Raw genomic sequence first — 25,464 nt, 5'->3', positions numbered from 1 at the left:
TAATGGGATCCAATTTTTACCAACAAAAATGGAGGCTTGCACAGCGATATTTTTGCTTCGGCCTAGTAGTAATGCTTCTTTCAGGTGCACAAAGGCAGGATCTGCTTCCAAAAGGTGATCCGGACAATGGCGGCCTGGCCACACCGGCGGGTTTTGAAGCCCTCGTCGTGGCCGACAGCACCGGACTTGCCCGGCACATTGTGGTGAATGATAATGGGGATATCTATGTAAAGCTGCGGTATTTTGGAAAAGGCCAGCAAGGAGGGACGGTGGCGATCAGGGATACTAACCGGGATGGAAAAGCCGATATCATCAAAAATTTCGGCAATTATCCTGATCAGAGCAGCCTTGCCAACGGCATCATGATCCGTAATGGATATTTGTATTACAGTTCGTCACTGTTTGTTTACCGCAGTAAACTGATCCCGGGCCAGCTTCTGCCGGACAGCACCGTGGAAGTAATTTTAAAAGACGATCACGAGCACGGCACGCATTGGCACATTACCAAACCAATGGCTTTCGATGACAAAGGCAACATGTACGTGCCTTTCGGAGCGCCATCGGATGCGTGCCAGGATATGGTTAATTCCCCGGGTGGCAAGCCGGGAAACACTGGTATGAACCCTTGCCCGGACCTGGAAAAGCACGGTGGGATCTGGAAATTCAGTGCAGATAGGCTCAATCAAACGCAGGCAGACGGCACATTGTATGCGACAGGTTTGCGAAGCATTGTGGGCATGCGATGGAATCATGCAGACCAAAACTTATACGCAGTTGTGCATGGGCGCGATAATTTGCGCCGCCTGTTTCCCGACATTTATTCATCCTGGCAAAGTGCCGTTTTACCTGCCGAAGAATTTGTGAAAGTGACGCAGGGAACAAACCTGGGCTGGCCTTACTATTATTTCGATCAGATGAAGGGCAAAAAAGTCTTGAATCCCGAATATGGCGGTGATGGGAAAAAGGAGGGAGAAGGAGCTAAATATCAAAATCCGATCATTGGATTTCCGGGACATTGGGCGCCTAACGATATCTTGTTTTACACCGGGAACCAGTTTCCCGAACGCTATAAAAACGGCGCATTCATCGCATTTCATGGATCTACAAACCGCGCGCCCTATCCGCAGGCTGGCTATTTCGTTTGCTTTGTGCCTTGGGTCAATGGTAAGTTTTCGGAGAAATGGGAAGTTTTTGCCGACGGTTTCGCAGGCATGGACCCTATCATTAATGTAAGCGATGCCAAGGCGCGGCCTATGGGCCTCGCACAAGGGCCGGATGGTTCGCTTTATATTAGCGATTCAAAAAAAGGAAAAATTTGGCGGATCATGTTTAAGGGCAATAAGCAATCATTTGGAGCGCCGCAACTGGCTGCTATGGAAAAGCATAAGTTGGCGGGGAACATCCGCACGCCGGATGTGGTGAAGGATAATCTGGATAAGGATACAAAGCTCGCCGGAGAAAAAGTTTACAGCACGTATTGCACGCCATGCCACCAATCCAACGGCCTCGGTGACGGCAGCCGTTTTCCGCCGCTGGTGAATTCCGAATGGGTTACGGACGACAAAAGAAAGCTTATCCAGGCGGTGGCCAATGGTTTGGAAGGGCCGATAGAGGTGTTGGGCAAACCTTACAATGATCTCATGCCCAAGCACGATTTCATCCCGCCCGAGGAAATGGCGCAGCTGCTAACCTACGTAAGGCAACAATTCGGCAACATGCCTGACCGGGTTTCAGTGGACGAAGTGAAGCGGGTTTTGAAAAAATGATTTATGAAAAACAAAATTTATTTTTCAAAATCAAACGCACCTCACATGCAAAATGCGCACTTCCTCCGAGTGCATTTCGACATTGATTTTTTGCTGATCGTTGAAATTCAGCACATGCCCGTCGTGTCTTACTTCCTCGATTTTGGCGAAATCCAGCTGCTGGATCAGCCAGCCTTCTTTTTGAGGGATTTCCGCGGCAATGATGCCTTCTTCTGGTAAACCTTTGTCGGGTGTGGAATAGAATGCAGAATAACCGTAGTTGATATCCACTGCTGGCGACCAAGTTGCGTTGCCAACTGTTTGGGAAACAGCTGTGTAAGCCTGATTTTCCAAAGCGCGGGCCCTTGCGCCCACGTGCACCCGCGTAGCGCCCCGGATGGTTTCGGTGCAGCTTGGAACGAGAATTAGCGATGCACCTGCGCTGCAAAGCAATTGAGATCCCAGCCCGAATTCAATGTCATAACAGATCTGAATGCCAAATTTCCCCCATGCGGCTTCAAACACCGTAAGCACTTTGGGCGCGCTCTGGATGCCCCATTCTTCATTTTCAAAGCGCGTCATGAAAAATTTGTCTTGGTAACCAGCGAGGCCTTTGTCCGAAAACACAAAAACACGGTTCAAATGCTTTCCATTATCGATAACGGGCATGCTCGGCGCAACGATCACGACATGATGTTTCAGGGCAAGCTCAGCAAAAACCCCGCAGAACGACTCGGTAAAGTCATTCATAGCTGCAATTTGAAGGAAAATATCCTGTTGAATTTCAGGAGATAAAATGCTAATCAGTTCCATCGCACCATATTCAGGAAACAGCAATAGTTGGGCTCCCTTCGCAGCCGCGTCGGCCACCCAGTTTTCAATGTGTTTTTGCCAGCTTGCAAAATCAGCATGCTGGGAGATAGGATATTGCGCTGAGGCAATGGTTACAGACATAGGCAGTTAGCTATCAAGTGGTTTGATCCAGAAAATCATTTGTTTGGCCGAGGACGACGTTTCGCCAATATCAGGCCATTCCATGGTGCTTTGCAACGCAGGTTCCTTTATATATCCGCGTTTGATCCAGAATGCATCATTAGACCGGTAATCGGCTGGCCTGGCAGGGTGATTTTCGCCCCGGTCAACGGAACAGAAACAGCATAAATGATAATGTCCAAAGCTCCTGGTATGTGCTTCACGCTCATCAAAAAAGCGGTGCCCGAGGCCCAGACCGCGATATTGCGGAAGTAAAATGCTTTCTCCAAAGTAAAAAATGTTGCTGATATCAAATCCCGCATCTTCAAACGGTTTCCGGACTTCCGCCGCTTCGTCGGTTAACGGAATGCATGTCGTCGCGCCGACCATTTTCTCACCATCAAAAACAGCGAACAAAAAGGCGCGTTCAGACTGGACGTATATTTGCAGATATTCTTTTTCATAGTCCAGCGAACCCTCATACAAATAAGGATAATCGTGGAAAACGGCAATCCGCAATGCGCCCAATGCTTCTACAACGGCTGCTATTTCGAGGCCTTTATAAGATGCAAAAGTCAGTTGATCAGTCATTTTTCGGATTTGAAACCAGCTCTATCCAATGCGGCAGATTGTAGAAGGTGGTAACGCGGCAGATTTTTTCGTTTTTTAATTCCAAAAAAGCCGCAGCAGGAAGTTTGTAAGACTGGCCGTAAGCCTCGGGAAACCCTTCTTCGCCTTTTTTATAAATTCCTCTTACTGTGAATTCCACGGCCACACGAGAATCGTCCGCTGTTGTGAAGAAGACCATGTCGGTCAAAGTTTCTTCATAGGACTCGTCCATCTGGCCCAGAAACTCGGTGAATTTTTCAATGCCGATGCGCACTTCGCCCTGGTTGGGCTCGTGCCTTACTTCAGGGTGCAGCAATGCGAGCATGCCCTCCCAATTTTTATGATTGAAGCTTGAATAATATGCTTGTACGATGTCCAGAGAAGCCATGTCAGATCATTAATGTTTGTATTGATAATAAAATAGAGCGGTAACTAGTTCACCGGGACATATATAAAAGTGCCGTTAGCACTCCATTCTTTAACATAATGTCTGCCATGGTAATGCAAATGGTTGCCCTCATCATGTTCGGCAATAATGCAGTCGGGATTAAATGTTTTATGTTCCAAAAACTGCGAAGGATTGCGCACCATAACGTGTTCAAAGTGCCTGCCCGGCTTTCTGAGGACATATTGGTAAGCATAATCGAGGCTGGATTCAATAAAATCAAAACCAATTTTTTTCGCTCCGATCGAATCTACGTAAGCCCGCATGTTTAAGGCCTGTTCCTGGTAATCCCCCCAGACGATCTTTGTTGGTGCAGCAAATAAAATGCTGGGCTGTTTCAGGTTCATATTTCCTTTCCCAATGTGAATGTTCAGGTTCAATCCCGAGTTGACTTTTGGAAAAACTTCTTCAAAAAACCATTTTGTGGAAAGCAGCGGATGGCTCGTACTTAACACCGCAAACGGCAATGCCGCAAGCCAAAGCACAATGCTAATCAATGAAGGAATGGCAGGGGTGGAGAGCGATCCGTAAATGATGCCGATCACAGGCGCAACCAGCATAAAGAAAGTAATATGCAGCCGCGAGCCATAGATCTGGTAACCAATAAAAAAACAAAAGATCAGGAAGCTGGCAAATGCCATCAAGTTATACCAGCGGGCGGTTTTTGATAATTTAGTAAAAAACATCAACGGCAGCGAGAAGATAACCAGCCACATAGCAAAAAAATTATGTGCGAAATCTTCGTTGAAGTTGAGCTTATTCATTTTAAACTCCATTCCGGTGCCCGGCGAATTCAAGGGAATGCCGATCATTTGATGAAATCCGTCCAACACCTTCACCATAAACTGGTTATACTGATCACCCGGAGAAACGAATCCCAAATGCAGGAAAACATGCTTGGCTGTGGAGGAAAGCAAATTGCCGGGGTTCGAAATGTCGTTTTTGTTGCCATTGGTCATGGTGCCGATGGGTGAATCGAAAATCAGGTAAGTCCGGTACCAAAACGGGCCGTTAAGTAAAAGTACAAGCACCAAGGAACCGCAGACCAGCATAAAAAGCGCTCTGCGTTGCAGCGGTTTTGTAATCATAAAAATGAATACATACACGGCAAAAGGCAGCGTGTAGAATATAAAAGTACCCTTCGTCATCATGCCTAATGCCGCTGCCGGTGCCAGGAGCAGAAGCGAAATTCTACCGGGCTGCTTAACATAATCGACTGCATAAAATGCGCACGCAACAACGAAAAATGCGACGACAATGTCATTTTGGGTCGTCATGGATTCCAGGATGACGATAGGAACCGTAACAGCAAAAGAAAGCGCCATCCCCAGAGCAGTCCGGCTACCTGAAAGCAACTCGGTCAACAGCGAAATGTACATCAGGATGCCTGCAAAGCAGCTCCATTGCAACAATTGAAATGCGCGATCGCTATTGGAAAGCAAAAATGTATGCAAATGCACATATTCGGAGAACGGGCTGAACGAAATGGAGCGGACGATATGGGACGCATAATGTTCAACATTGCCATGCTGGATCCAGTAACCCAGCCGGCTCAAGTGATAGGCCATCGAATCCATATTATTGGGCGTGGCTACCACCGCAACAAGGCACGTTAAGCCCAAAATCGAGAATACAATGACATTGGTAAGAACGCCGGTTCCACGAAAAAAAGCACGCGCTGAGGAAAGCCATACTTTTGAAATGGATAGCATTGAAACATTTTCCTTATTGCTTAACCACCTGAAAATGAAAAAGAGGCCGATGTTGAGGATTGCCCACGCTATTTTTATAGCGACAGCATTGATCAGATTTACCACGCTGAGCAACTCCGTCAGACCTGCCACAAAAAATAATGATGCTATGCCAGCCGCCAATATGGAGCGACGAAACGCCTGCGGGCTTCCTTTGTAAAATGCCAGAAAACAATTGGCCGTGCCAAGCCAGATTGCCAGCGGAATAAGAAGGATCATGTAAATGGGTTAATGGTCAGTTTTATTCCCGCCACCAGGTCAGCAATGGTGAAATATTTCGAAGCTTTTTGCTGCCATTCCATTTGCCAGACTGTGTCTGCTCCGTCGAGGCTGCAACGGATTTTAAATGTGGCATTAGCTTCGTCGGTAATCCCGAAACCTTCGCGCTGCAATGCTCGTCTGGTCCAGAAAGTCAATATAGGATCGCCTGAAATGCTTATTGAATGTATGCAGACGTCCTGGTAAATATTAAATGTGCCGCTGGACTTATCGAAGAAGAAGCCGTTTTTCTCAAACGCAGCTTCAAACGCCCCGTTCAGGACGAGATCTTCCGCAACACCGGCAACAAATTCTCCGTTTTGCTGCATAAGCCACAGCATATCAGCTGCCTGTAACGCGAGGTCGAGTTCATGTGTGCTTAATAATATGGCTTTTCCGGTTTGTCTGGCGAGGTTATGCAGCAGGCGCATCATTTCCACACGGTTGGGCAGGTCCAAATGCGCGGTGGGTTCATCCAGCAGGATCAGCTCCGTATCTTGTGCAAGTGCACGCGCCAGCATGACCTTTTGCCGTTCACCATCACTTAGCTGGTGGATTTTTCTGTTGGTTAAATCTTCAACATTCGCCAGCGAAATTGCTTCATCAATTTTTTGATGGTCAATATCACTTAATGCGCCCAGCCAACCGGTGTAAGGTGTACGTCCTAATGTGATGACTTCCAGTGCAGTAAGGTTACCGGCTTCAATGCGCTCAGTCAAAACCAGGCTTAATGTTTGCGCCAGTTGAGCCGATTTCAAGCTTGCAAGAGGCTGCTCTCCAATATAAACAACGCCTTCCAAAGCTGGTTGCAGGCCAGCAATTGTGCGCATTAATGTTGATTTTCCAGAACCATTTGAGCCCAGCAGACACACAAGTTGTCCGGGTTTGAGCGTGAGGTTCAGGTTTTTTGAAATTGTCCGTTCTGTTCTTTTGGTTTTATATCCAATAGACAGATCCTTCGTTTCCAGAAATGGTTTGACGACACTCATGAGAAAGAAGAACGGAGGTTATTGCGACTGATAATGATCCAGATCACCACCGGCGCACCAAGTAAAGAAGTAACAACATTCACCGGAATGACGGTTTGCATGCCGGGCAATTGCGCAATAATATCGCATAAAAGCAGCAATACCATGCCGGTAAGGCAGCAGCCAGGAATAAGCACACGGTGATCCGAAGTGCCAAACAGTGAGCGGGTTATATGTGGAATAGCAATGCCTACGAAGCCGATCGGGCCGCAAAATGCGGTAATGCTGCCGGTTAACAAGCTGGTGCTGAGCATGATGATCAGCCGTGTTTTTCCAATGGTAAGCCCCATGCTTTTGGCATAATTTTCTCCCAGCAGTAATGCATTAAGCGATTTGGAAGAAATAAATGCAAGTAAAAGGCCAAATGCAACAACGCCGGAAAGTGCATACAAATGATACTGCGTAACGCCCCCCAACGACCCGAATGTCCACATAATGTATTCCTGCAACTGTTCGGGCTGACTGAAATATTGCCAAATACTAACAATAGATAGGGTTATTGTCCCAATCATCACTCCGACGATCAGCAAAATAACATTATCCCTGATCCTTCCTGCGATCAATAAAATCAGCGAAAGCACCAGTGCAGATCCCAAGGAGGCCATCACAATGATCAGCCAGCTGCCCGAAACACCGAGCTTACTGATGGCATACATGCTCGCGCTGCTTCCTCCCGCAAGCATTACCGCCGCCACGCCCAGTCCGGCGCCGGCTGTAATGCCCAGTTCCGACGGCCCTGCCAATGGGTTCCGGAATAAAGTCTGCATTTGTAATCCGCTCACAGATAGTCCACAACCGACCAGCATGGCCGTTATTGCTTTCGGAATGCGTATTTTTTCAATGATGAATAGCCAGGCAGTATTTTCAGATTCTTTTAGGAATATGATTTTAAAAACCTCTTTAAATGGGATTTGCACGGATCCCAGCATGACATCCAGAACAAAAAACACCACCGCAAGCGTTACCAGGCATAAAAAAGTCAGCCGGTGTGTGTTTAGGGGTGTTTTGGGCAATGGTTGTTTGTTGAGGGTTTCCGCCATTATTTAAGCTGTTTGTAATAGACCAACTTATGATTCGGCAGGAGTTCCGGATGCAAAATTTTGATCAGATCGGAAAGGACAATGTGCGGATTTACAGTTCCGGATTCAAAAAAATCGTTAGCACCCTGGTCATTAACGCGGCCATTGTAACTATACATTTGTCCAGACTTATAGGCCTTAAAATCGTTGTAACGAGAATCTTGTGCCAGAATGTTGGCTTTTGTGTCACTTTTATCGAACCCGACATTCAGCCAAACATCTGCTTTCAAAGCAATCGGATATACAGATTCGAAGTTAAGCGGCAAGCTGCCCGTTGCCTTTTTATCACTCCAAGGATAATTCCCGCCCGCGTCCCGGAAAAACTGCGCCATATAACTATCCCCATTCGGCAAAAACCAGGCGTCTTTTGTATTCAAGCCCGAAATAATTGTCGGGTTAGTCTTAACCTCCTTGGCAAGCTCAGCCAAACGAAGATATTCGCTTTCGATCTTACCAAATCTTTCATTAACCAGCTTTTCCTTGTTCAACAATGCTGCAACGAGTTTAACCCATTCAGCACGGGCCAGCGGCGTTTTTTCAATCCATTCTGAATTTATTAAAACAGGGATTCCCGCCTGGGTTAATATGCTGTATTGATCGACTTTGGCTCCCGGCCCGCCCATGGCCATCAGCACATCCGGGCGCATTTCTATGATCTTCTCCTCATTCAGCCCCTGATCCCGCCCAATATTTGCAACCTTCCCGGCTTCGATCAACGCGTTAATTTTTGGCGAAAAAATATATTGCGGATTGCTAATGCCAGTGATAATGGTCTCAGAATCCAGAAATTCCAGCAAAGCAGCATGCATGGAAGATGTCGCAACGATGCTCGCAACAGGAATGTAAATCACCTGCGCATCTTCGAAACCTTTCGGTCGCGACGTTCCCTTTTCCAGTAAAATATATTTCGAAGTATCCGTCGCCGTCTCAAACGGGCTCAGGATGTTTACGATTTTGTAATGGTTATAATATGTAATGGTAAAGCCTTGTGCGTGGTTGATTTTGGCTTGGTCCTTATAGTTAACCGATTTCGAAGTTATGTTCTCCTCTCTTTTCGATGAATTTTCGGGATTACAGCTAAGGATTGTTAGACAAAGAAAAAACGAAAGGCAGAGGTTTTTGATCATTAGACGATGTAAGGAGCGTTGAGCAGAATAAAAATGCAGAAACCAAGAATCAGATATAAGATAGCATTTGCTTCACATTTGCTAAGCCGTTCTGGATGACCTCAGCAGATTCTGTTCCTTGATAGTAACCAATAAGATGTAATTCGCTGTAAGCATTGATCGTATGTCTCAGCAACTTTTTGTCATATTTTCTTAATCTACCCTTGTAATCCTCAATGCTTTGTGGCTTTACAAAATGAATACCTTCGTTTTGTTTCAGATATTCATCAAGAATTAGCAACGCCGCTGAATAAGCAGTGCCTGCGGCCATTCTTACATATTTAATGTCCGAATACAATCCGTCCTTTTTGCCTGCTTTTTCAGTCAGTATTTGTCTGGCATTTTCAAGATATCTCGCTGCTTCCGCACTTGGAGATAAGGGGTTTTCCATACTTTTCTTTGACATAGTTGTGTATTTGATTACGATTTTTGTTTAGACGCAGGCCAGGGAAATTGGTCACTCAAAAATAGCACTTATTTTTTAAAGGCGTCGGAAGCCCCGGTCGGCAATTGGCACACTTTTAATATTTTCCAAGCCATGCCAGCACAATCTCTTTTACAATTTACAGGGAAAAGTATATACTGCGCCGTTGCAAATGCGCACATTGATCCGTGGATCCCCGTTGACCGGGCGATCATCACGCACGCGCACAGCGACCATGCGCGCTGGGGAAGCAAGCATTATCTGGCCCATAAGGATAGCGAGCCCATTTTACGGCTGCGCCTTGGGCAGGATATTTCATTACAAACTGTTGAGTATTACGAGAAATTTGTGATCAATGGGGTCACGTTTTCATTGCATCCTGCCGGGCATATCGTAGGTTCGGCGCAGGTTCGCGTGGAGTATAAAGGTGAAGTCTGGGTGGCGAGCGGTGACTATAAACTGGAAAACGATAATTTCGCAACGCCTTATGAGCCAGTTAAATGTAATGTGTTTATCACTGAATCAACATTCGGTTTGCCTATCTATAAATGGCAGCCTCAGCACGAGGTTATGAGTGAAATTGACAACTGGTGGCGGCAAAACAAAAGTGAAGATAAAGCCAGCGTGCTGATGGGCTATTCGCTGGGCAAAATGCAGAGGATTTTGAAGAATATAGAATTGCAAGACAAGGTTATCTACGCACACGGCGCTATTTATACATTAAATGAAAGGTTAAGGCAAGCCGGTTTCGACTTACCCGAACTGACATTGGTGACCAAAGAAACAGACCGGAAACTATTCCGCGGCTCATTGGTTTTAGCGCCACCATCGGTTGACAGCAGCACGTGGATCAAGAAATTTGCACCGTATTCCCTGGGCTATTGCTCGGGGTGGATGGCCCTGCGTGGCGCGAAAAACCGCCGTGCCGTAGACCAGGGTTTTGTACTAAGCGACCACGTAGACTGGCCGGATTTAAATACCGCGGTAAAGGAATCGGGAGCTGAAAAAGTGTACGTTACGCACGGATATACAAGCATTTACGCAAGATACCTGAATGAAAACGGCATTGAAGCCGGCGAGGTCCACACCATGTATGGCAATGAAGATGAGAACGAGGAGGAAGAAGTTGTACAAGATATCAGCGCCGGAACCGAAGCCTATGAAAAGCACAAAGAATCATTAGATGACGAAGTCATCATAGATACAAAGCCATCACCGAAACAGTCCCAAAAAGAAAAGTCCCCTTCCGGGGATTTAGGGGCAAACACGCACACAGCATGAAACAATTCGCAGAGCTCTTCATGAACCTGGACCGCACCAACAAAACCAATGCAAAGGTGGAGTTGATGAAGCAATATTTCCTGACGGCTTCCGACGAGGATAAGCTTTGGGCTTTAACACTTTTCACCGGCCGCAGGCCGTCGTTTAAGGTAAATCGGACCATGGTGAAGGAATGGGCGGCGGAAGAAGCGGGCATTCCGATGTGGCTTTTCCAGGAAAGTTATCATAGCGTCGGTGATTTAGGGGAAACCATTTCGTTGCTTTTACCGAAGAGTAAGGTCGATGGATCGGACAAATCGCTTACCGAATGGTTCTATTATTTAGGAATGCTGCCGGGCATGACCGACGAAGAAAAGCGCGACCATATTTTGCAGGCCTGGATGCAACTGTCTCAGCATGAAACATTTGTTTTCAATAAATTGCTGATGGGCAGTTTCAGGATCGGGGTTTCGCAAACATTGGTGGTGCGTGCATTGGCAGAAGCTACCGAAACCGATTCCAATGTGATCGCGCACCGGGTTATGGGTCAATGGGAGCCAGCCGGGACGACTTTTGAACAGTTAATTTTGGATAAAGGTGAAAATGACAACGCCTCGCGCCCTTATCCGTTTTTCCTGGCTTACCCGATCGAAGGCGACGTTTCGGGGTTGGGAAATCCCGAAGATTGGTTTGCCGAATGGAAGTGGGATGGGATCCGGTCTCAGATCATTTATCGCAATAATGAGCTTTTTATCTGGACGCGCGGCGAAGAACTATCAACCGAAAAATTCCCTGAACTGCATTTCCTGAGCGAGATTTTGCCAAACGGAACTGTTCTCGACGGAGAAATCGTAAGTTACATGGATGACAAGCCGATGCCATTCAATGTGCTGCAAACGCGCATTGGGCGGAAGAATCTATCCAAAAAAGTCTTGGAGGAGGCGCCGGTTGCGTTTCTGGCTTATGATATTTTGGAAGTCAATGGGGTCGACATTAGAAACCAAACCCAACAGCAACGCCGGGCCGAGCTGGAAATGATTCATGAAAAAGCGCCTGATCAGTTCATATTCAACCTATCGCCACTTATTGATTTTAAAGAATGGTCGGTTCTGCGGGAGTTACACACACTTTCCCGGCAGAATATTGCGGAAGGTTTTATGATCAAAAGGAAAGAGAGCACTTACCAGGTGGGTCGTAAAAAGGGCGATTGGTGGAAATGGAAAATCGATCCGCTAAGCGTAGACGCCGTGCTTATTTATGCTCAAAAAGGCTCCGGCAGGCGGGCTGAACTATTTACTGACTATACATTTGCCGTTTGGGGTGAAGATGGCAAGCTGGTTCCATTCGCAAAAGCCTACTCCGGCTTAACCGATGTAGAAATCGGCCAGGTCGATTATTTCATTAAACGCAACGTGCTTGAAAAATTCGGCCCTGTAAGAACAGTAAAACCAGAACTGGTCTTCGAAATCGGCTTCGAAGGCATCAATGAATCATCCCGACACAAGTCCGGCATCGCAGTAAGGTTTCCCAGGATCCTCCGTTGGCGAAAGGACAAGAAAGCCGAGGAAGCAGATACTTTGGAGGCTTTGAAGGGGATATTGGAGATGTATAAGTGAGGTTGAGCAGCAATCTTAATATCACTTGTCCAATTTACGGAGTTCAGCCCATGCCAAAAGTTTTGCTATTTTTGTATGTCAAATGAAAAAGTCATAATGATGGAAAATTATCTGGAAAGAGTCACGATAAATGAGGCAGTTTGTAACGGGAAGCCGACAATAAGGGGCTATCGTATCACTGTGAAATCGATTCTTGAATATTTGGCTGCAGGAGAAAGCTATGACAATATTTTAGAGGCATATTCCTTTCTGGAGGAAGCGGACATTAAAGCGTGCATTCAATTTGCCGCAAAAACAATGGATAGCGAGCACCACTCCCTAATTGCTGCCTAATGGCCCCCGTTCGCTTCCTTATCGATGTAAATCTTCCGAAGTATTTTGGTTTCTTCAATTCAGATGCATTTGAGTTTGTTATTGATATTAATGGCAGATGGCCTGATAAGGACATTTGGGATTATGCGAAAGAACATAATCTGGTTATCGTAACCAAAGACACGGATTTCTATTATCGATGTCTGTTAGATAATGAACCGGCCAAAGTGATATATTTAAAACTAGGTAATCTACTAATTCGTGATTTGCACATGTTTTTTCAACAAAATTGGGATGCAATCATAAGTCATCTTCCAGGCGCTAGAATGATTATCGCAACGCCCACGGGAATGGATATTATCGGGATTTAAAGACACGGGTGTTTCCGGGTACGATATTTATCCTACAACATTAGATATAACCACTACATCCTTTGGCCAAATCCTCCGGACATACAATTGTTGAAAATTGGTTTAAGGCCAAGAAATGGAAGTGGGCGGCGTTTCAGAAGGAGGCGGCGGAGGCTTATCTGGATGGGAAAAGCGGTCTGGTGAATGCGCCAACGGGCAGCGGAAAGACGTATTCGCTCTGGCTTCCTATTTTGATCCGGCATATTAATGAGAAGACCAATAAGGAACTTAAACCAAAACGGGGTCTCCAGGTTCTTTGGATAACACCTTTGCGTGCATTGTCCAAAGACTTGTTCCGGAATATGGAAAGTGCTTCGCTGGAAATGAACCTGACCTGGCGTGTAGGCATTCGCACCGGCGACACCAATTCCAAAGACAGAAGCGAGCAGAAAAAGCAAATGCCCGATGCGCTGATTATCACCCCGGAAAGCCTGCACATTCTTTTTGCACAAAAAAACAGCTCAGAAATATTCAAAAACCTGCATACCATCGTCGTGGACGAATGGCATGAGCTGATGGGCAGCAAGCGGGGAACGCAAACGGAGCTGGCACTGGCAAGGCTCAGAAGCATTAAGCCGGATCTGCAAACCTGGGGCATTTCAGCGACCATTGGAAACCTGGACGAAGCAAAACATGTGCTGCTCGGGATGAAGTTTCCGGTTGCAAAATCCGCCGTAATCAAGGCGAATACCGACAAAAAAATCCTTGTCGAAAGCATTATCCCTGAACGCGTTCAGACCTTGCCATGGTCGGGATATATGGGGACGAGCCTGGTTGATCAGGTTGTCAAAATCGTCAATGAGAGTAATACGACACTTCTTTTTACCAACACACGCTCCGGAACGGAAATCTGGTATCGCACCATTATTGATAAATATCCTGAATTTGCGGGCATTATGGCGCTGCACCACGCGTCGCTGGATCGGGAAATCAGGGATTGGGTGGAAGAAGCATTGCACGACGAGCGGCTCAAACTCGTCATCTGCACAGCCAGCCTCGATCTTGGAGTCGATTTCCGACCGGTTGACACTGTGATACAAGTCGGCAGTCCGAAAAGTATTGCGCGATTTATCCAGCGGGCGGGCAGGAGCGGGCACCGGCCTGGTGTGGATAGTAAAATTTATTTTTGTCCTACCAATGCATTGGAGCTCATTGAAGCGGTTTCACTTCGTGAGGGCGTTGCAAAAAATATGCTGGAAGATCGTCCGCCTGTCGCGCACGCTTTCGATGTGCTGGCGCAGTGGATGATGACTTTGGCCGTGGGAGAAGGTTTTGATGAAGCCCAATTATTCGATGAGGTCTGCGACGCTTACGGCTATCAATATCTCAACAGGCAGGAGTGGGAATGGCTTTTGGGATACATTACGACGGGCAGTTCGTCGCTGCATGTTTATGATGAGTACAAAAAAGTAGAGCGCATTGATGGCCTGTATAAAGTTACAAACCGGCGCGTTGCATTGCGTCACCGACTGAGTATGGGCACAATTGTCTCAGAGACAGGCATTAAGGTGAAATTGCAAAGTGGCAAATATCTTGGAACGGTTGAGGAATCATTTGTTACGTGGATGAAACCGGGTGATGTTTTTACTTTTGCCGGAATGACCGTTGAGTTTTTGCGAATTCATGAAATGACGGTCAGTGTTAAAAAAGCTGAAGGGAAAAAAGGCTTTTTGGTTCGCTGGGCGGGCGGACGAATGCCGCTATCTTCACAGTTGTCCACATTCATCCGTGAAAGACTCGCAGACGCCCTTGAAAATCCGCATAAGGAGCTCGAACTGGCCAAAATGCAACCATTATTGGAACTGCAGGCGAGCCGCTCTATGATCCCGAAAACCGATGAGCTGCTGATAGAGCAATGTGAAACGCGGGAAGGGCATCATATTTTCATTTTTCCGTTTGAAGGCCGTTTGGTGCATGAAGGAATGTCGATTATTTTGGCTTATCGTCTTAGCCAACTCAAACCCATCACCTTTTCGGTAGCAATGAATGATTACGGATTCGAATTGCTGAGTGATCAATATGTTGATTTTGAGAAAGTAATGGGCGAAGTTGACCTTTTTTCTACAAAACATTTGGTCGACGATATTTACCAGAGTGTGAATGCTACGGAAATGGCCAAACGGAAATTCAGGGAAATTGCAGCCATTTCGGGACTAATGTTCCAGGGTTACCCGGGGAAAAATGTCAAGACGCGGCAATTGCAGGCTTCCAGTTCGCTGCTGTTTACGGTGATGACCAAATATGAAGACAACAATTTATTGATCAAACAAGCTTACCAGGAGGTTTTAACCTATCAATTGGAGGAAGTGCGGATGCGTGACGCGCTGGACCGGATTGCAACTCAGAAAATTATTGTGAAACAAACCCGGAAACCGACGCCTTTTTCGTTCCCTATTATGGTGGATCGGTTACGCGAGCAACTTACATCGGAAAAGCTGGACGACCGGATCCAGAAAATGATCAAACAGTATAGTAATGCAGATTGAAATCAAAGAAAACCATTTTATTTTACTCACACAAAGAGCCATTTTTTGGCAGGAAACGCAGACATTATTAATCGGAGACCTTCACTTAGGCAAGATCACCCATTTCAGGAAAGAAGGAATTGCGGTGCCGCCTAATGCCATTGAAAACAATTTTCAAAGACTCAACGAGCTGGTTCAAAACACCGGCGCAACCCGCATCATTTTCCTAGGGGACTTATTTCACGCTCAATACAATGCCGAATGGGAGCTTTTCAAGAACTGGCGCACGGAGCACCATTACATTGAAATGCTTATCGTCATCGGCAACCACGATATTTTGCCCGTAAGTATGTTCCTGGAATGTAACCTGGAAGTGCATTTAAACGATTATGAAGAAGGAGATTTTATCTTCACCCACCACCCGAAAGTAGACGCCATCTCAGAAAAATTCATCTTCGCAGGCCACGTCCATCCGGTTTTTACCACTTATGGAAAGGGTCGCCAGAGCGTCCGCCTTCCCTGCTTCGTCATCGATAACCACCAAGCCATCGTCCCAAGCTTCGGCGTCTTCACAGGCGGTTTCCAAATGGATCTGGCAAAGGATCGAAAGATTTACATTACGACAGAGACGAAGGTCTTTTCTGTTTGTTAGGGAGTTTATTATCAAGTTATTAAACAAAAACCGGAAAAATATGGAATCAGATTCCATATTTTTCCGGTTTTTGTTATCTTCAAGTTATGATAGAACGTTTTGCAGCTCCAAAAATAGTCCAACTGGCTCGTTCCTTTAAATCTGTGGCCATAACCGGTCCCCGCCAATCGGGCAAAACAACGCTAGTAAAAAGCTTATTCCCGAACAAACCATATTTGTCTCTTGAAAATCTGGATGTCAGAAGATTTGCCCAGGAAGATCCCCGCGGATTTTTGAGCAGATACGAACAAGGCGCTATTTTTGATGAAGTCCAGAGAACACCTGAGCTCTTTTCTTATTTGCAAGAGATTTTGGATAATTCCACTCAAACCGGCCGCTTCATTTTAACAGGTTCAAATAATTTTCTGCTTCAGCAAAATATTTCACAAACCCTAGCAGGACGCGTCGCTATCATTAATTTACTTCCTTTTAGCACAGCCGAATTATTTTCTGGTCAAAAATCTGCCCCGGACGAAAACGTATTGATATTAAAAGGGCATTACCCGCCAATTTATGATCCAGGCATTCCTCCGGAAGACTGGTTTCCAAATTATCTGCGGACTTACATTGATCGGGATGTGCGTCAAATTAAAAATATAACTGATCTTATTGTTTTTGAGCGTTTTATCCGTCTGTTAGCAGGAAGAACCGGACAGGAATTAAATTTAACCTCGTTAGCTGTTGACACAGGGGTTGATACCAAGACGGTACAGTCCTGGATTGGTATTCTGGAAAGCAGTTTTATCATTTACTTATTGCGTCCGCATTTCAAAAATTTCAACAAAACACTTATAAAAAGGCCGAAAATATATTTCTATGACACCGGTCTGGTTTGTTCATTGATGGGGATTATTACAAAGGAGCAGCTAGCTGTGCATCCGTTAAGGGGAAGTTTATTTGAATGTTTGGTTGTAACTGAACTTTTGAAAAAGCGAACAAATGCTGGCAAGCCTATCAACCTATATTACTGGCGTGACAGAACGGGGCATGAGATCGACGTTGTTATTGACAACGGACTCTCGTTGCTGCCGATCGAAATTAAAGCTGGAAAAACCATAAATGGTGAATATTTCAAAAACCTTTTATATTGGAACAAGCTAAGCGGCGAGCAAAAAGCATACATTATTTACGCCGGCGATCAGGAAGAAGACCGGTCAAACGGCGTAACTGTTATTAATTGGTTTGAAATGGTTAATAGGGACATTTAGCTAAATACTGTTTTGCTTATATTACCAGATGTCTTTAATTCTCCGCTCTTCGAGCCGTTATAACTATCCCCAAGCCTAGCAATCAAAGTTGCCACACGGAGCTGGTTCACAATATGTTCCCGCATTTCTGGTGATACTTGGCTCAGATTTTCGGAAAATAAATAGCTTTCTACCATTGCGTGCAGCGATCCGATCATTTCACTTCCGCTGTCTGTTTGAAAAAACTCTTTTACGATCTCGAATTGCTGCATTAACGCAGCTTCATTACCGATAAATTTTTCATTCCCGCCGTTCATTTCTTTGTTTGTTGATTTTTGTTGTGTGTACATATTTTTGATGAAGTTTGATTGTGAACTTGATTGAACGAACCCGGATGCCATTGTTCTGTGGCAATGCTCCGGGTTTTTCGGTGCGTCTGTCTTGGGGAAGTTTCCCCAAATTAAATGCAAATAAAAAGCCCGTTACGGCTTATATGTTATAATCGTCTCAATTTCAAAGTGACCGTATTCGATTAGAATTTCCTTCATTCTGGACTCCGACATGCTTCCCTTATGCGTGTAATCCCGCCATGCATTTGTCAATTTTCCCTTCTTCTCATCGGGAGAAAGATTTGGATAAATATTCTTAATCCACCAGTCGAATGCCTCTTTAATTGTTGAGAATTTCTTCATTAAACAAACATAAAATTTATTTGGGGAAATTTCAACAAATTAATCGAAACTGAGATTTTAATTTTTCAAAAGCTCCCTAACCTCATCCTTGAACTCTTCATCAATACGCCTACTTATCAGAAGACCGTTGATGATTTTTTGGAATTCAAATTCTGTAATAACTCCGCAAGATGGGATGTCTCGCTTTGCATTTAATGCTAATAATTCACTTTCTGTGTAGGAAAAGTAATTGTTGCAATTGACGTAAGTAAAATCATGCAATCGATTATTGGCAGTTTCATGGTCAATGCAGACCAATGTATCGAGACTTTCCCTGACGCGCGTGATATGCTTAAGATTTTTCTCAAACTGAGAGGTGCAGCAAACCGTAGTTAAATAACCGCCATTCATTTTCTTGATAAAGATGTGATAGTGCGGAATGCCGTTGGCGATTTGCGGGTCAGAGATATATAGGATGTGTCGTGCAACGAGTGCGTGCATTAATTCTTCTGCCTTCATGTTGTTGGCAGACTAAGCGTTGGCTGTTTCGAAAAATAGCTCCTTAGCTATTTCCAAATCTTCCTTTTTGTCGTTGAATAAGCCTTTATCATCAATGTAGTTTTCAAAAAAATCATTGATATCCATTTTGTAGCTGGATCCTGACGTTTCTATTTTTTCCTGAAATCTTTTCCACTCAGGGAAATAATGAGAGTAAGTGGCAAGCTCGAATTGATCGAGGGCGTTGTAGTTTTTCAGTATTTCATCAGCTGCTTCCAGGTCAGTTTCTGAAAAAACCTTTGCATTTACCTGTTGAATGGAAGTGATAGTCTGCCCATCCAAAGACAAATACTGATCAAAATATTGCTTTTCTGCTGACTGAGGACTTACCTTACTTTCCACAAAATCCTTGGTGTTTGACGGCACCGGGCCCCAAACCATTGCGTAATGTGTGTCTCCTGTTACAGTGCGGGCATATCTCCTCAGGTGCAGCCTGTTAACCAGCCAAATCAATTTAAATGCTTTCATTTTATTAATAGCACCATAATTGTGGGCAGCGAAATAGTTGATTAGCTGGGCAGCTTTTTTGTAGTTATAACCCTTCATGATTTGTGCGTGAATATGCGTTACAAAGATAGCCTATTAGCCTCGCAATTCATGACCAGCAATCCACATCAAGCGCTATCACTTACCCACCGCCGCCTCCCGCTTATCCTGCGGCATTCTCCTCTTATTATCCGCGGTTTTCATGAACTCTACAATCTCCTCATATCTGCCATTCCAGGGATTGAAAAATTGGGTGATCATGGGAATGTGCTTTTTGCTTTTTTGGATGTGGTAAGGCGTTTTTGGGGCGTAGGCTTGTAGGGCTTTGATGAATTTTTCGTTGCTTTTCAGGATGGAGGGATAGGTTTTTCCGCCCCGGTAAATGAGCATAGGGGGCATGTTTTGGTGCAAATGATAAAGCGGAGTGGCTTTTTTCCAGGTAATTGGGTCGTTGGTGAATGTGTTGAGATAGGTGTTTCCCTTTTCAAACTTTTCTTCCAGCAGATAACCATGCATATCCAGCCCTGCAGCGTCGATGAGGATGAGCCCTGCGAGGGGGTTTTCCAGGCCTATGTTTTTGAAATAATGGTCGTCAAGCGCTACAAGTGCCGCAAGATGGCCACCTGCCGAATGTCCTGACAGAAATATTTTATCTGGATCTCCTCCATACTGACTGATATTTTCCTTCACCCATTTCACGGATCTAGCAACGGAAATGGCCATAGCATCATAATCCGCAGCCGGACTTAACGGATAATCAACGATCACTGTCACAACATCTTTCTTAGCCCAATGTCCGCCGATAATGTTGTACTGCGACTTTTTACCTGAATTCCAGTTGCCGCCATGGACGAAAATCAGAACGTTCTTAGGTTCGGAATGCTTTTTAGGTGCAAAGACATTCAGTTGCTGTTCCGCGGAAGTTTTATCTGCTTTTTGGTATACAATATTCTTCGACTTCGTTATTCTTTTGAAAGAACAACCTGATAATGTGAGCATAAACGCGCCCAACAAAATGATCAAAAGTATCAGTGCGATCCGCGCCTGCGTTTTCATAAATGCTTTCTAATTATGATAACACATACGCAGAAAGGATGTTGAAAGATCTAAAAGCAAGTAGTTAAATGATGGCTCAGGCTTAATTTTAGTATTCTGATCGCTAAACACAGTGCAATATGGCTGAGCTGATTAACATTAAAGTGAATGGCAAAAACCACCACGTTACGGTGGATCCCGAAATGCCGCTGCTTTATCTTTTACGGAATAACCTGAGACTGAACGGCCCGAAATATGGCTGCGGAATTGAGCGTTGTGGCAGTTGTATGGTGCTGCTGAACGGCAAAGCGCAACCCTCATGCGTTATTCCCGGCGCTGCGGCAGCGGTTTATGAGGTTACGACTTTGGAAGGTTTGACCAAGAATAATGTCCTTGATCCCATTCAGGAAGCATTTATTGAGGAGCAGGCTGCGCAATGCGGTTATTGCATTAGCGGAATGATCATCTCCGCAAAAGCATTGTTGACAGAGAACAAAAATCCAACCGATCAGGAAATACGGCAGGCTTTGCAACGCAATTTGTGCCGTTGCGGGACACACACGCGCATCATCAATGCTGTGAAAAAGGCGGCGGCTAAAATGAACAAAGGATGAAACAGTTCAACGATATAAAGTCTGGCAGGCGCGAATTTCTTCGGGGTTCGGGTTATTTATTGATGGGTTTTACACTCATGCCCGGGCTGGGATTTACCACTGAACCGGACGAATGTTATTTGCCGGAACAAACATTAATAGCTGATCGTGAAGCGATTGACTCGTGGATCCGGTTTGATGCCGACGGGATTTTGACGGTCTTAACGGGCAAAATGGAGCTCGGTCAGGGCATCCGGACGGCCTTAATGCAAATGGCGGCGGAAGAACTGGACATTGATATCAAAAAGGTTCGGATTATCATTGCGGACACCGGCCAAACACAGGACGAGCGCTACACAGCCGGAAGCGGATCCATTGAAGGAAGCGGTAATGCGATCAGAAATGCTGCTGCTGAGGCCAGGAAGTATCTTATGGCATTGGCTGCAAAGGAATTGGGGTCAAATGTTGCGGAACTTTCGGTTAAGAATGGAATTGTAAAATCTAACAAAAATCAGAAAACGATTGCCTATAAAGACCTGGTGAAGGGCAAGCGGTTCGAGGCGGAAGTTTCAGAAAAGTCTGAGTTGAAAAAGCCGGCTGATTACAAGCTGGTTGGAAAATCCATTAAACGGACAGACATTAATGACATTGCCGCGGCGAAATCGCGTTTCATACAGGACCTGCGCCTGCCGGATATGGTGCATGCTCGCGTGATGAGGCCGCCGGTTTACAAGGCCAGCTTGGTTTCGCTGCCAACGGAGCAAGTTCAAAAATCACCTGGCGTTTTGAAGGTGGTGGTGAATGGGAATTTCGCTGCAGTAATTGCTTCGCAGGAATATGAGAGCATGAAGGCGCTGGAAAAAATGAAGCAGACTGCCAAGTGGGAAAGCAAGCCCATCATGCCATTGCAAGCTCAGTTATATGCTGATATGGTCCAAAATGGCAATGCTGGTGAAATGGTTGAAGGTGATAAAAAAACAAGTAAAAAACCTTCGGAGAGCGCAGTTATGCTTGAAGCGGAGTACAAACGGCCTTACCAAATGCATGGCTCCATTGGCACCTCTTGTGCAATCGGGCTTTGGAAGGATGGTCAACTGACGATTTGGTCGCATACGCAAGGTGTGTATCCGTTGCGGAGTACGATAAGCGATTTGGTAAACCTTCCATTGGAAAAAATCAGGGTGATCGGTGTGCCGGGGGCGGGGTGTTACGGGCATAATGGCGCTGATGATGTGGGCGGCGATGCTGCCTTACTGGCTTTGCAAATGCCGGGAAAGCCGGTTCGGGTGCAATGGATGCGGGAAGATGAACATAAATGGGAGCCTTACGGATCAGCAATGGTGCTGAAAATTAAAGCGGAACTCAATCCAGAGGGTAAAGTAACATCCTGGCAAACAGACATTTGGTCGGATACGCATAGTTCGCGGCCCGGCGGAAAGGCGGGACATTTGATTGCGGGACAGCATCTGGAAAAGCCGTTTACGTTCGAAGGCGGCGGTTTTTCTGGTGGAAGTCATCGGAACTCGCTTCCGTTATATGATTTTGAAACCAAAAATGTTGCTTTACACAATTACAAAGGCCCATTACGTACGTCTGCCCTGCGAAGCCTGGGCGCTTACGGGAATATTTTTGCATTGGAATCCTTTATGGACGAGCTGGCGTTGAAAGCGGGAAAAGATCCTGTTCAGTTCCGTTTGGATCATTTAACTGACGATCGCGCCAAGGAAGTGATTACGACATTGGTAAAAAAAACAGGCTGGGATTTGAAAAAGGAGCCAGGCATAGGAAAAGGTTTCGCTTTTGCCCAATATAAAAACAATGCTTCCTATTTCGCTGTAAAGGCGGAGGTCAAGCTGGATCGTGCTGCTCAAACTTACCGTTTGGTGAAATTAACAGGTGTAATTGACTCAGGACAAGCCATTAACCCGGACGGCATTATCAATCAGACTTCCGGCGGAATGATCCAGGCTGCGAGTTGGACCATGTTGGAACAGGTTAATTATAGTTCCGATGGCATAGAAAGCAATTCCTGGGAAACTTATCCAATCTTTCGCTTTGAAGATGTGCCTGATACAGAAGTATTTGTCATAGATCGGCCGGAACTCGAACCGCTCGGAGCAGGAGAAGCTGCGCAGGGGCCCGTTTCCGCTGCGATTGCCAATGCGATCTTTGATGCGACGGGAAGCAGGTTGAGGGAAATTCCGCTGACGCCCGATAAGATCGATTGGAGTAAAGTCAGCTGACAATCACCGGACGGGCAGCGTTACTGAACGCAAGATGTCTTGAAATGACGCGGATCAGTTCTTCTGCTTTAAATGGTTTGGTTACAAAATCATTGAAATGGCATGATGCAAGTTCAGGGGCGTTCTCAGCGAAAGTATCTGCTGTAAAGGCAATTACAGGAACGTTGGCGTATTTTGGATAATGGCTTCGAATGGTTTTCATCGCAGTAATGCCATCCATCACAGGCATCTGAATGTCCATTAAAATCAGGTCATAATCACCGTCTTCATCCAGGCTGGTGAGCACTTCCCTGCCATTTCCGCAAATTGTAAATTCTGCTTCCCATTTTCGAAGTAAATGTTTGAGTAACATTTGGTTAGCAGGAACATCATCCGCTGCGAGGATCCGGAAACCTTTGAGTGACAGCGTCTCCGGCGCATTGGCCTTTTCTTCTTCTATCGAAATTCCCCCTTTTCCGAAATTAAGCACAACACTGAAAGTCGCACCTTCTCCGAGCTTGCTTTTGGCTGAAATCGTGCCATTCATTAGCTCCGTAATTTTCCGGGTAATGCTCAAACCGAGCCCGGTGCCGCCGAAATACCTGGTTGCGTTATTGTGATGTGCTTGTGAAAAGCTGTCGAAAATGTCGTTTAGTTTATCTTCGGAAATACCTATACCTGAGTCGGATACGTCAATTCTTAGGTCAACATTCGTGCCGTAATCTTTTTCCAGACGGACGGTAATTTTAACAAAACCATTTTCAGTAAACTTAATGGCATTGCCAACCAGGTTGACCAAAATCTGGTTTAAACGATACGCATCGCCCAGCAAGATTTGCGGGACATCATCGTCACATTCAAAAAGCAGTTTGACCAATTTTTCCTTGGCCCTTACATCAAATGTCCTGACCAAAACATCCAGCTTTTCTTTCAGGTCAAACTGAAAACTTTCCAGCCCGAATTTCCCGGCTTCAATTTTAGAGAAATCCAGAATGTCGTTCAGGATAACCAGCAGGTTATCAGCGGAATTTTTGATCATTTTCAAATATTCCTTATCCTGTCCTTTGAAATCACTGTTTAACAAAATATCGGTAAAACCAATAATCCCGTTCATCGGCGTGCGGATCTCGTGGCTCATTGTCGACAGGAAGTCGGACTTGATGCGCGTTGCTTCTTCGGCGTCACGTTTGGCTTGTATGAGTTCCTGTTCGGCCTGTTTTCGGCTGGTAATGTCTATCGCCGTGCCGAGCACCTCCTGCACGTTTCCTTCTTCATTTCGCTTAAAAGGCACTTCCCGGGTGATAATCCAGACTTCCGAACCGTTCTTGTGTTTCAGCCTGAACTCCTTTTCGATCACATCTTCGTCCTTCACATAATGCCGCATATAATGATAATGCTGACGGAAATTAAGCTGATCCTGATTATTAATAATCTGTTTCAGGCCGTTCTTCGTATCAGTAACAATGTCATTTTCGGAGTAGCCCAGGATTTTCCAGATCTGCTTGTTATGAAAGATATTGGTCCATTTCTCAATGTCGATGACGTAGATAATGTTGGGCGACAGGAGGGCAATTTTATTAATAAATTCCTCTTTTTCAGCCAATTCCTGCCTGGCGTCTTCCCTGCCTTTCTCCACCTCAATCATTTGCCCGAGCGTATGAAAAGCCTTCGTCAGCCGTTCTGCATTGATCTCCGATTTGGGATAGTAATCTGTTGCACCGGCCTTCATCATTTCCACCGCAATCCGCTCGTCGCCCTGGGAAGTGAGTACGATCACGGGCAGTTGCGGCACCATTTGCTTGATCTTTTTAAGCAATTCCAAACCGCTCGTTTTGGGCAGCTGATAATCCAGAAACACACATCCCGGCACCCAGGTATCCAGGGTTAGCAACGCATCTTCGGCATATTTGCAGATTTTGACCTCTCCGATTTCCACCTGAGATTTCTTGATCGCACGAAGCAGGTTCATCGCGTCGATCTCATCGTCCTCAACCAGAAGGATACTTAATGGTGCCATAGGAGGGTAAATAAGCGTTTTTGTGATTTTATCCGGGATATTCGCAGAGTGTCCAGTAACTGTTAAGCGTAGAAACGGCTGAAATGAAGCGGTCCATTGAAAGGGGTTTCAGAATGTAGCCGGCTACATTCAGATTAAAGGCTTCAATCTTGTCGCTGTCCTCATTGGAAGTTGTCATCACGAAAACAGACAAAGAACTCAGTTCCGGATCCTGGCGGATTTCTTTCAAAAACTCAATTCCACCCATTCTGGGCATATTAAGATCGAGTAACACGATCCTTGGCCTGGGATTTTCGGGCGAGACGGAGCGAAGCACTTCCAGCGCTTCAATGCCGTTGGATGCGACAACAAGCGGGTTCGAAATGTTGTTCTTTTTAAATGCGCGCTTCACATTCATTACATCTACTTCATCGTCTTCAACCAATAATATGGTCATGGGGACTGGGGTTAAGAGGGACATTTGT

25 protein-coding genes are annotated in these 25,464 nt (G+C 45.5%); 10 read left to right on the top strand and 15 right to left on the bottom strand.

All coding sequences use genetic code 11. The annotated features are described in order from the left end of the window. Positions 1-2: 2 nt before the first annotated feature. Positions 3-1,766, top strand: a complete 1,764-nt coding sequence (locus L0659_RS18745; protein ID WP_235128132.1) for a PQQ-dependent sugar dehydrogenase — start codon at positions 3-5, stop codon at positions 1,764-1,766. Positions 1,767-1,796: 30 nt separating this feature from the next. Here L0659_RS18745 and L0659_RS18740 read toward each other — a convergent pair whose 3' ends face one another. The 8 genes from L0659_RS18740 to L0659_RS18705 are packed head-to-tail and all read right to left on the bottom strand — an operon-like array spanning position 1,797 to position 9,459. Continuing rightward, positions 1,797-2,699: a carbon-nitrogen hydrolase family protein gene (locus L0659_RS18740; protein ID WP_235128131.1), complete on the bottom strand. Its 903-nt coding sequence runs from the start codon at positions 2,697-2,699 to the stop codon at positions 1,797-1,799. Between the two features lie 6 nt (positions 2,700-2,705). Next, positions 2,706-3,308: a GNAT family N-acetyltransferase gene (locus L0659_RS18735; protein ID WP_235128130.1), complete on the bottom strand. Its 603-nt coding sequence runs from the start codon at positions 3,306-3,308 to the stop codon at positions 2,706-2,708. After that, complete coding sequence (locus L0659_RS18730) at positions 3,301-3,714, bottom strand: nuclear transport factor 2 family protein (RefSeq protein WP_235128129.1); 414 nt, start codon at positions 3,712-3,714, stop codon at positions 3,301-3,303. Before L0659_RS18730 ends, L0659_RS18735 begins: the two co-directional genes overlap by 8 nt. A gap of 44 nt (positions 3,715-3,758) precedes the next feature. Next, positions 3,759-5,741 (bottom strand): glycosyltransferase family 39 protein, encoded by a 1,983-nt coding sequence (locus L0659_RS18725; RefSeq protein WP_235128128.1) that lies wholly within the window; start codon positions 5,739-5,741, stop codon positions 3,759-3,761. Next, positions 5,738-6,769, bottom strand: coding sequence for an ABC transporter ATP-binding protein (locus L0659_RS18720; RefSeq protein ID WP_235128127.1), 1,032 nt, complete (start codon positions 6,767-6,769; stop codon positions 5,738-5,740). The genes L0659_RS18725 and L0659_RS18720 overlap by 4 nt, the downstream gene beginning before the upstream one ends. Beyond that, complete coding sequence (locus tag L0659_RS18715; protein ID WP_235128126.1) at positions 6,766-7,848, bottom strand: iron ABC transporter permease; 1,083 nt, start codon at positions 7,846-7,848, stop codon at positions 6,766-6,768. The genes L0659_RS18720 and L0659_RS18715 overlap by 4 nt, the downstream gene beginning before the upstream one ends. Continuing rightward, positions 7,848-9,014 (bottom strand): ABC transporter substrate-binding protein, encoded by a 1,167-nt coding sequence (locus tag L0659_RS18710; protein WP_235128125.1) that lies wholly within the window; start codon positions 9,012-9,014, stop codon positions 7,848-7,850. The genes L0659_RS18715 and L0659_RS18710 overlap by 1 nt, the downstream gene beginning before the upstream one ends. A gap of 49 nt (positions 9,015-9,063) precedes the next feature. After that, positions 9,064-9,459, bottom strand: coding sequence for a DUF5618 family protein (locus tag L0659_RS18705; protein ID WP_235128124.1), 396 nt, complete (start codon positions 9,457-9,459; stop codon positions 9,064-9,066). 132 nt (positions 9,460-9,591) lie between these two features. On the opposite strand from L0659_RS18705, the gene L0659_RS18700 reads away from it, so the two are divergent. From L0659_RS18700 to L0659_RS18670, 7 genes are all read left to right on the top strand, one after another. After that, positions 9,592-10,758, top strand: a complete 1,167-nt coding sequence (locus L0659_RS18700; RefSeq protein ID WP_235128123.1) for a ligase-associated DNA damage response exonuclease — start codon at positions 9,592-9,594, stop codon at positions 10,756-10,758. Next, positions 10,755-12,353 (top strand): ATP-dependent DNA ligase, encoded by a 1,599-nt coding sequence (locus L0659_RS18695; protein ID WP_235128122.1) that lies wholly within the window; start codon positions 10,755-10,757, stop codon positions 12,351-12,353. The genes L0659_RS18700 and L0659_RS18695 overlap by 4 nt, the downstream gene beginning before the upstream one ends. Positions 12,354-12,449: 96 nt before the next feature. Further along, on the top strand, positions 12,450-12,686 hold the full coding sequence (locus L0659_RS18690; protein WP_235128121.1) for a DUF433 domain-containing protein: 237 nt from the start codon (positions 12,450-12,452) through the stop codon (positions 12,684-12,686). After that, positions 12,686-13,036 (top strand): DUF5615 family PIN-like protein, encoded by a 351-nt coding sequence (locus L0659_RS18685; protein ID WP_235128120.1) that lies wholly within the window; start codon positions 12,686-12,688, stop codon positions 13,034-13,036. The genes L0659_RS18690 and L0659_RS18685 overlap by 1 nt, the downstream gene beginning before the upstream one ends. 62 nt (positions 13,037-13,098) lie before the next feature. Next, positions 13,099-15,561 (top strand): ligase-associated DNA damage response DEXH box helicase, encoded by a 2,463-nt coding sequence (locus L0659_RS18680; protein WP_235128119.1) that lies wholly within the window; start codon positions 13,099-13,101, stop codon positions 15,559-15,561. Further along, entirely contained in the window at positions 15,551-16,192 is a 642-nt protein-coding gene (gene pdeM / locus L0659_RS18675; protein ID WP_235128118.1) for a ligase-associated DNA damage response endonuclease PdeM, read from the top strand. The genes L0659_RS18680 and pdeM overlap by 11 nt, the downstream gene beginning before the upstream one ends. An 86-nt stretch (positions 16,193-16,278) precedes the next feature. Continuing rightward, positions 16,279-17,439, top strand: a complete 1,161-nt coding sequence (locus tag L0659_RS18670) for an ATP-binding protein (protein ID WP_235128117.1) — start codon at positions 16,279-16,281, stop codon at positions 17,437-17,439. Here the strand turns inward: L0659_RS18670 and L0659_RS18665 are convergent. The 5 genes from L0659_RS18665 to L0659_RS18645 all read right to left on the bottom strand — a co-directional run bounded on the left by L0659_RS18665 (position 17,436) and on the right by L0659_RS18645 (position 20,189). Further along, positions 17,436-17,768: a hypothetical protein gene (locus tag L0659_RS18665; protein WP_235128116.1), complete on the bottom strand. Its 333-nt coding sequence runs from the start codon at positions 17,766-17,768 to the stop codon at positions 17,436-17,438. The two genes, L0659_RS18670 and L0659_RS18665, sit on opposite strands and share 4 nt — an antisense overlap. 132 nt (positions 17,769-17,900) lie before the next feature. Then, entirely contained in the window at positions 17,901-18,110 is a 210-nt protein-coding gene (locus tag L0659_RS18660; protein ID WP_026632409.1) for a hypothetical protein, read from the bottom strand. 57 nt (positions 18,111-18,167) lie between these two features. Continuing rightward, positions 18,168-18,608, bottom strand: a complete 441-nt coding sequence (locus L0659_RS18655) for a hypothetical protein (protein WP_235128115.1) — start codon at positions 18,606-18,608, stop codon at positions 18,168-18,170. Positions 18,609-18,620: 12 nt separating this feature from the next. Continuing rightward, positions 18,621-19,193 (bottom strand): Panacea domain-containing protein, encoded by a 573-nt coding sequence (locus L0659_RS18650; protein WP_235128114.1) that lies wholly within the window; start codon positions 19,191-19,193, stop codon positions 18,621-18,623. A 78-nt stretch (positions 19,194-19,271) separates the two neighbouring features. Further along, on the bottom strand, positions 19,272-20,189 hold the full coding sequence (locus tag L0659_RS18645; protein WP_235128113.1) for an alpha/beta hydrolase: 918 nt from the start codon (positions 20,187-20,189) through the stop codon (positions 19,272-19,274). 119 nt (positions 20,190-20,308) lie between these two features. On the opposite strand from L0659_RS18645, the gene L0659_RS18640 reads away from it, so the two are divergent. Then, positions 20,309-20,782, top strand: coding sequence for a (2Fe-2S)-binding protein (locus L0659_RS18640; protein ID WP_235128112.1), 474 nt, complete (start codon positions 20,309-20,311; stop codon positions 20,780-20,782). Next, on the top strand, positions 20,779-23,004 hold the full coding sequence (locus L0659_RS18635) for a molybdopterin cofactor-binding domain-containing protein (protein ID WP_235128111.1): 2,226 nt from the start codon (positions 20,779-20,781) through the stop codon (positions 23,002-23,004). Before L0659_RS18640 ends, L0659_RS18635 begins: the two co-directional genes overlap by 4 nt. On the opposite strand, the gene L0659_RS18630 is transcribed toward L0659_RS18635, so the two are convergent. Both L0659_RS18630 and L0659_RS18625 read right to left on the bottom strand, forming a co-directional pair. Beyond that, entirely contained in the window at positions 22,997-25,000 is a 2,004-nt protein-coding gene (locus L0659_RS18630; protein WP_235128110.1) for a response regulator, read from the bottom strand. The two genes, L0659_RS18635 and L0659_RS18630, sit on opposite strands and share 8 nt — an antisense overlap. Before the next feature lie 28 nt (positions 25,001-25,028). Continuing rightward, positions 25,029-25,460 (bottom strand): response regulator, encoded by a 432-nt coding sequence (locus tag L0659_RS18625; RefSeq protein WP_235128109.1) that lies wholly within the window; start codon positions 25,458-25,460, stop codon positions 25,029-25,031. Between the last annotated feature and the right edge of the window lie 4 nt (positions 25,461-25,464).

Source organism: Dyadobacter sp. CY347 (genome assembly GCF_021502655.1).
Taxonomy (GTDB): domain Bacteria; phylum Bacteroidota; class Bacteroidia; order Cytophagales; family Spirosomataceae; genus Dyadobacter.
Note: the sequence above shows the minus strand (reverse complement) of the source record. Positions and strands in the feature narration are given on the sequence as shown.

What these genes read in the sequence shown, in the direction of transcription:
- L0659_RS18745 (WP_235128132.1), top strand. Translation starts at nt 3, where the DNA reads ATGGGATCCAATTTTTACCAACAAAAATGGAGGCTTGCACAGCGATAT.
- L0659_RS18740 (WP_235128131.1), bottom strand. Translation starts at nt 2,699, where the DNA reads ATGTCTGTAACCATTGCCTCAGCGCAATATCCTATCTCCCAGCATGCT.
- L0659_RS18735 (WP_235128130.1), bottom strand. Translation starts at nt 3,308, where the DNA reads ATGACTGATCAACTGACTTTTGCATCTTATAAAGGCCTCGAAATAGCA.
- L0659_RS18730 (WP_235128129.1), bottom strand. Translation starts at nt 3,714, where the DNA reads ATGGCTTCTCTGGACATCGTACAAGCATATTATTCAAGCTTCAATCAT.
- L0659_RS18725 (WP_235128128.1), bottom strand. Translation starts at nt 5,741, where the DNA reads ATGATCCTTCTTATTCCGCTGGCAATCTGGCTTGGCACGGCCAATTGT.
- L0659_RS18720 (WP_235128127.1), bottom strand. Translation starts at nt 6,769, where the DNA reads ATGAGTGTCGTCAAACCATTTCTGGAAACGAAGGATCTGTCTATTGGA.
- L0659_RS18715 (WP_235128126.1), bottom strand. Translation starts at nt 7,848, where the DNA reads ATGGCGGAAACCCTCAACAAACAACCATTGCCCAAAACACCCCTAAAC.
- L0659_RS18710 (WP_235128125.1), bottom strand. Translation starts at nt 9,014, where the DNA reads ATGATCAAAAACCTCTGCCTTTCGTTTTTTCTTTGTCTAACAATCCTT.
- L0659_RS18705 (WP_235128124.1), bottom strand. Translation starts at nt 9,459, where the DNA reads ATGTCAAAGAAAAGTATGGAAAACCCCTTATCTCCAAGTGCGGAAGCA.
- L0659_RS18700 (WP_235128123.1), top strand. Translation starts at nt 9,592, where the DNA reads ATGCCAGCACAATCTCTTTTACAATTTACAGGGAAAAGTATATACTGC.
- L0659_RS18695 (WP_235128122.1), top strand. Translation starts at nt 10,755, where the DNA reads ATGAAACAATTCGCAGAGCTCTTCATGAACCTGGACCGCACCAACAAA.
- L0659_RS18690 (WP_235128121.1), top strand. Translation starts at nt 12,450, where the DNA reads ATGATGGAAAATTATCTGGAAAGAGTCACGATAAATGAGGCAGTTTGT.
- L0659_RS18685 (WP_235128120.1), top strand. Translation starts at nt 12,686, where the DNA reads ATGGCCCCCGTTCGCTTCCTTATCGATGTAAATCTTCCGAAGTATTTT.
- pdeM (WP_235128118.1), top strand. Translation starts at nt 15,551, where the DNA reads ATGCAGATTGAAATCAAAGAAAACCATTTTATTTTACTCACACAAAGA.
- L0659_RS18670 (WP_235128117.1), top strand. Translation starts at nt 16,279, where the DNA reads ATGATAGAACGTTTTGCAGCTCCAAAAATAGTCCAACTGGCTCGTTCC.
- L0659_RS18665 (WP_235128116.1), bottom strand. Translation starts at nt 17,768, where the DNA reads ATGTACACACAACAAAAATCAACAAACAAAGAAATGAACGGCGGGAAT.
- L0659_RS18660 (WP_026632409.1), bottom strand. Translation starts at nt 18,110, where the DNA reads ATGAAGAAATTCTCAACAATTAAAGAGGCATTCGACTGGTGGATTAAG.
- L0659_RS18655 (WP_235128115.1), bottom strand. Translation starts at nt 18,608, where the DNA reads ATGAAGGCAGAAGAATTAATGCACGCACTCGTTGCACGACACATCCTA.
- L0659_RS18650 (WP_235128114.1), bottom strand. Translation starts at nt 19,193, where the DNA reads ATGAAGGGTTATAACTACAAAAAAGCTGCCCAGCTAATCAACTATTTC.
- L0659_RS18645 (WP_235128113.1), bottom strand. Translation starts at nt 20,189, where the DNA reads ATGAAAACGCAGGCGCGGATCGCACTGATACTTTTGATCATTTTGTTG.
- L0659_RS18640 (WP_235128112.1), top strand. Translation starts at nt 20,309, where the DNA reads ATGGCTGAGCTGATTAACATTAAAGTGAATGGCAAAAACCACCACGTT.
- L0659_RS18635 (WP_235128111.1), top strand. Translation starts at nt 20,779, where the DNA reads ATGAAACAGTTCAACGATATAAAGTCTGGCAGGCGCGAATTTCTTCGG.
- L0659_RS18630 (WP_235128110.1), bottom strand. Translation starts at nt 25,000, where the DNA reads ATGGCACCATTAAGTATCCTTCTGGTTGAGGACGATGAGATCGACGCG.
- L0659_RS18625 (WP_235128109.1), bottom strand. Translation starts at nt 25,460, where the DNA reads ATGTCCCTCTTAACCCCAGTCCCCATGACCATATTATTGGTTGAAGAC.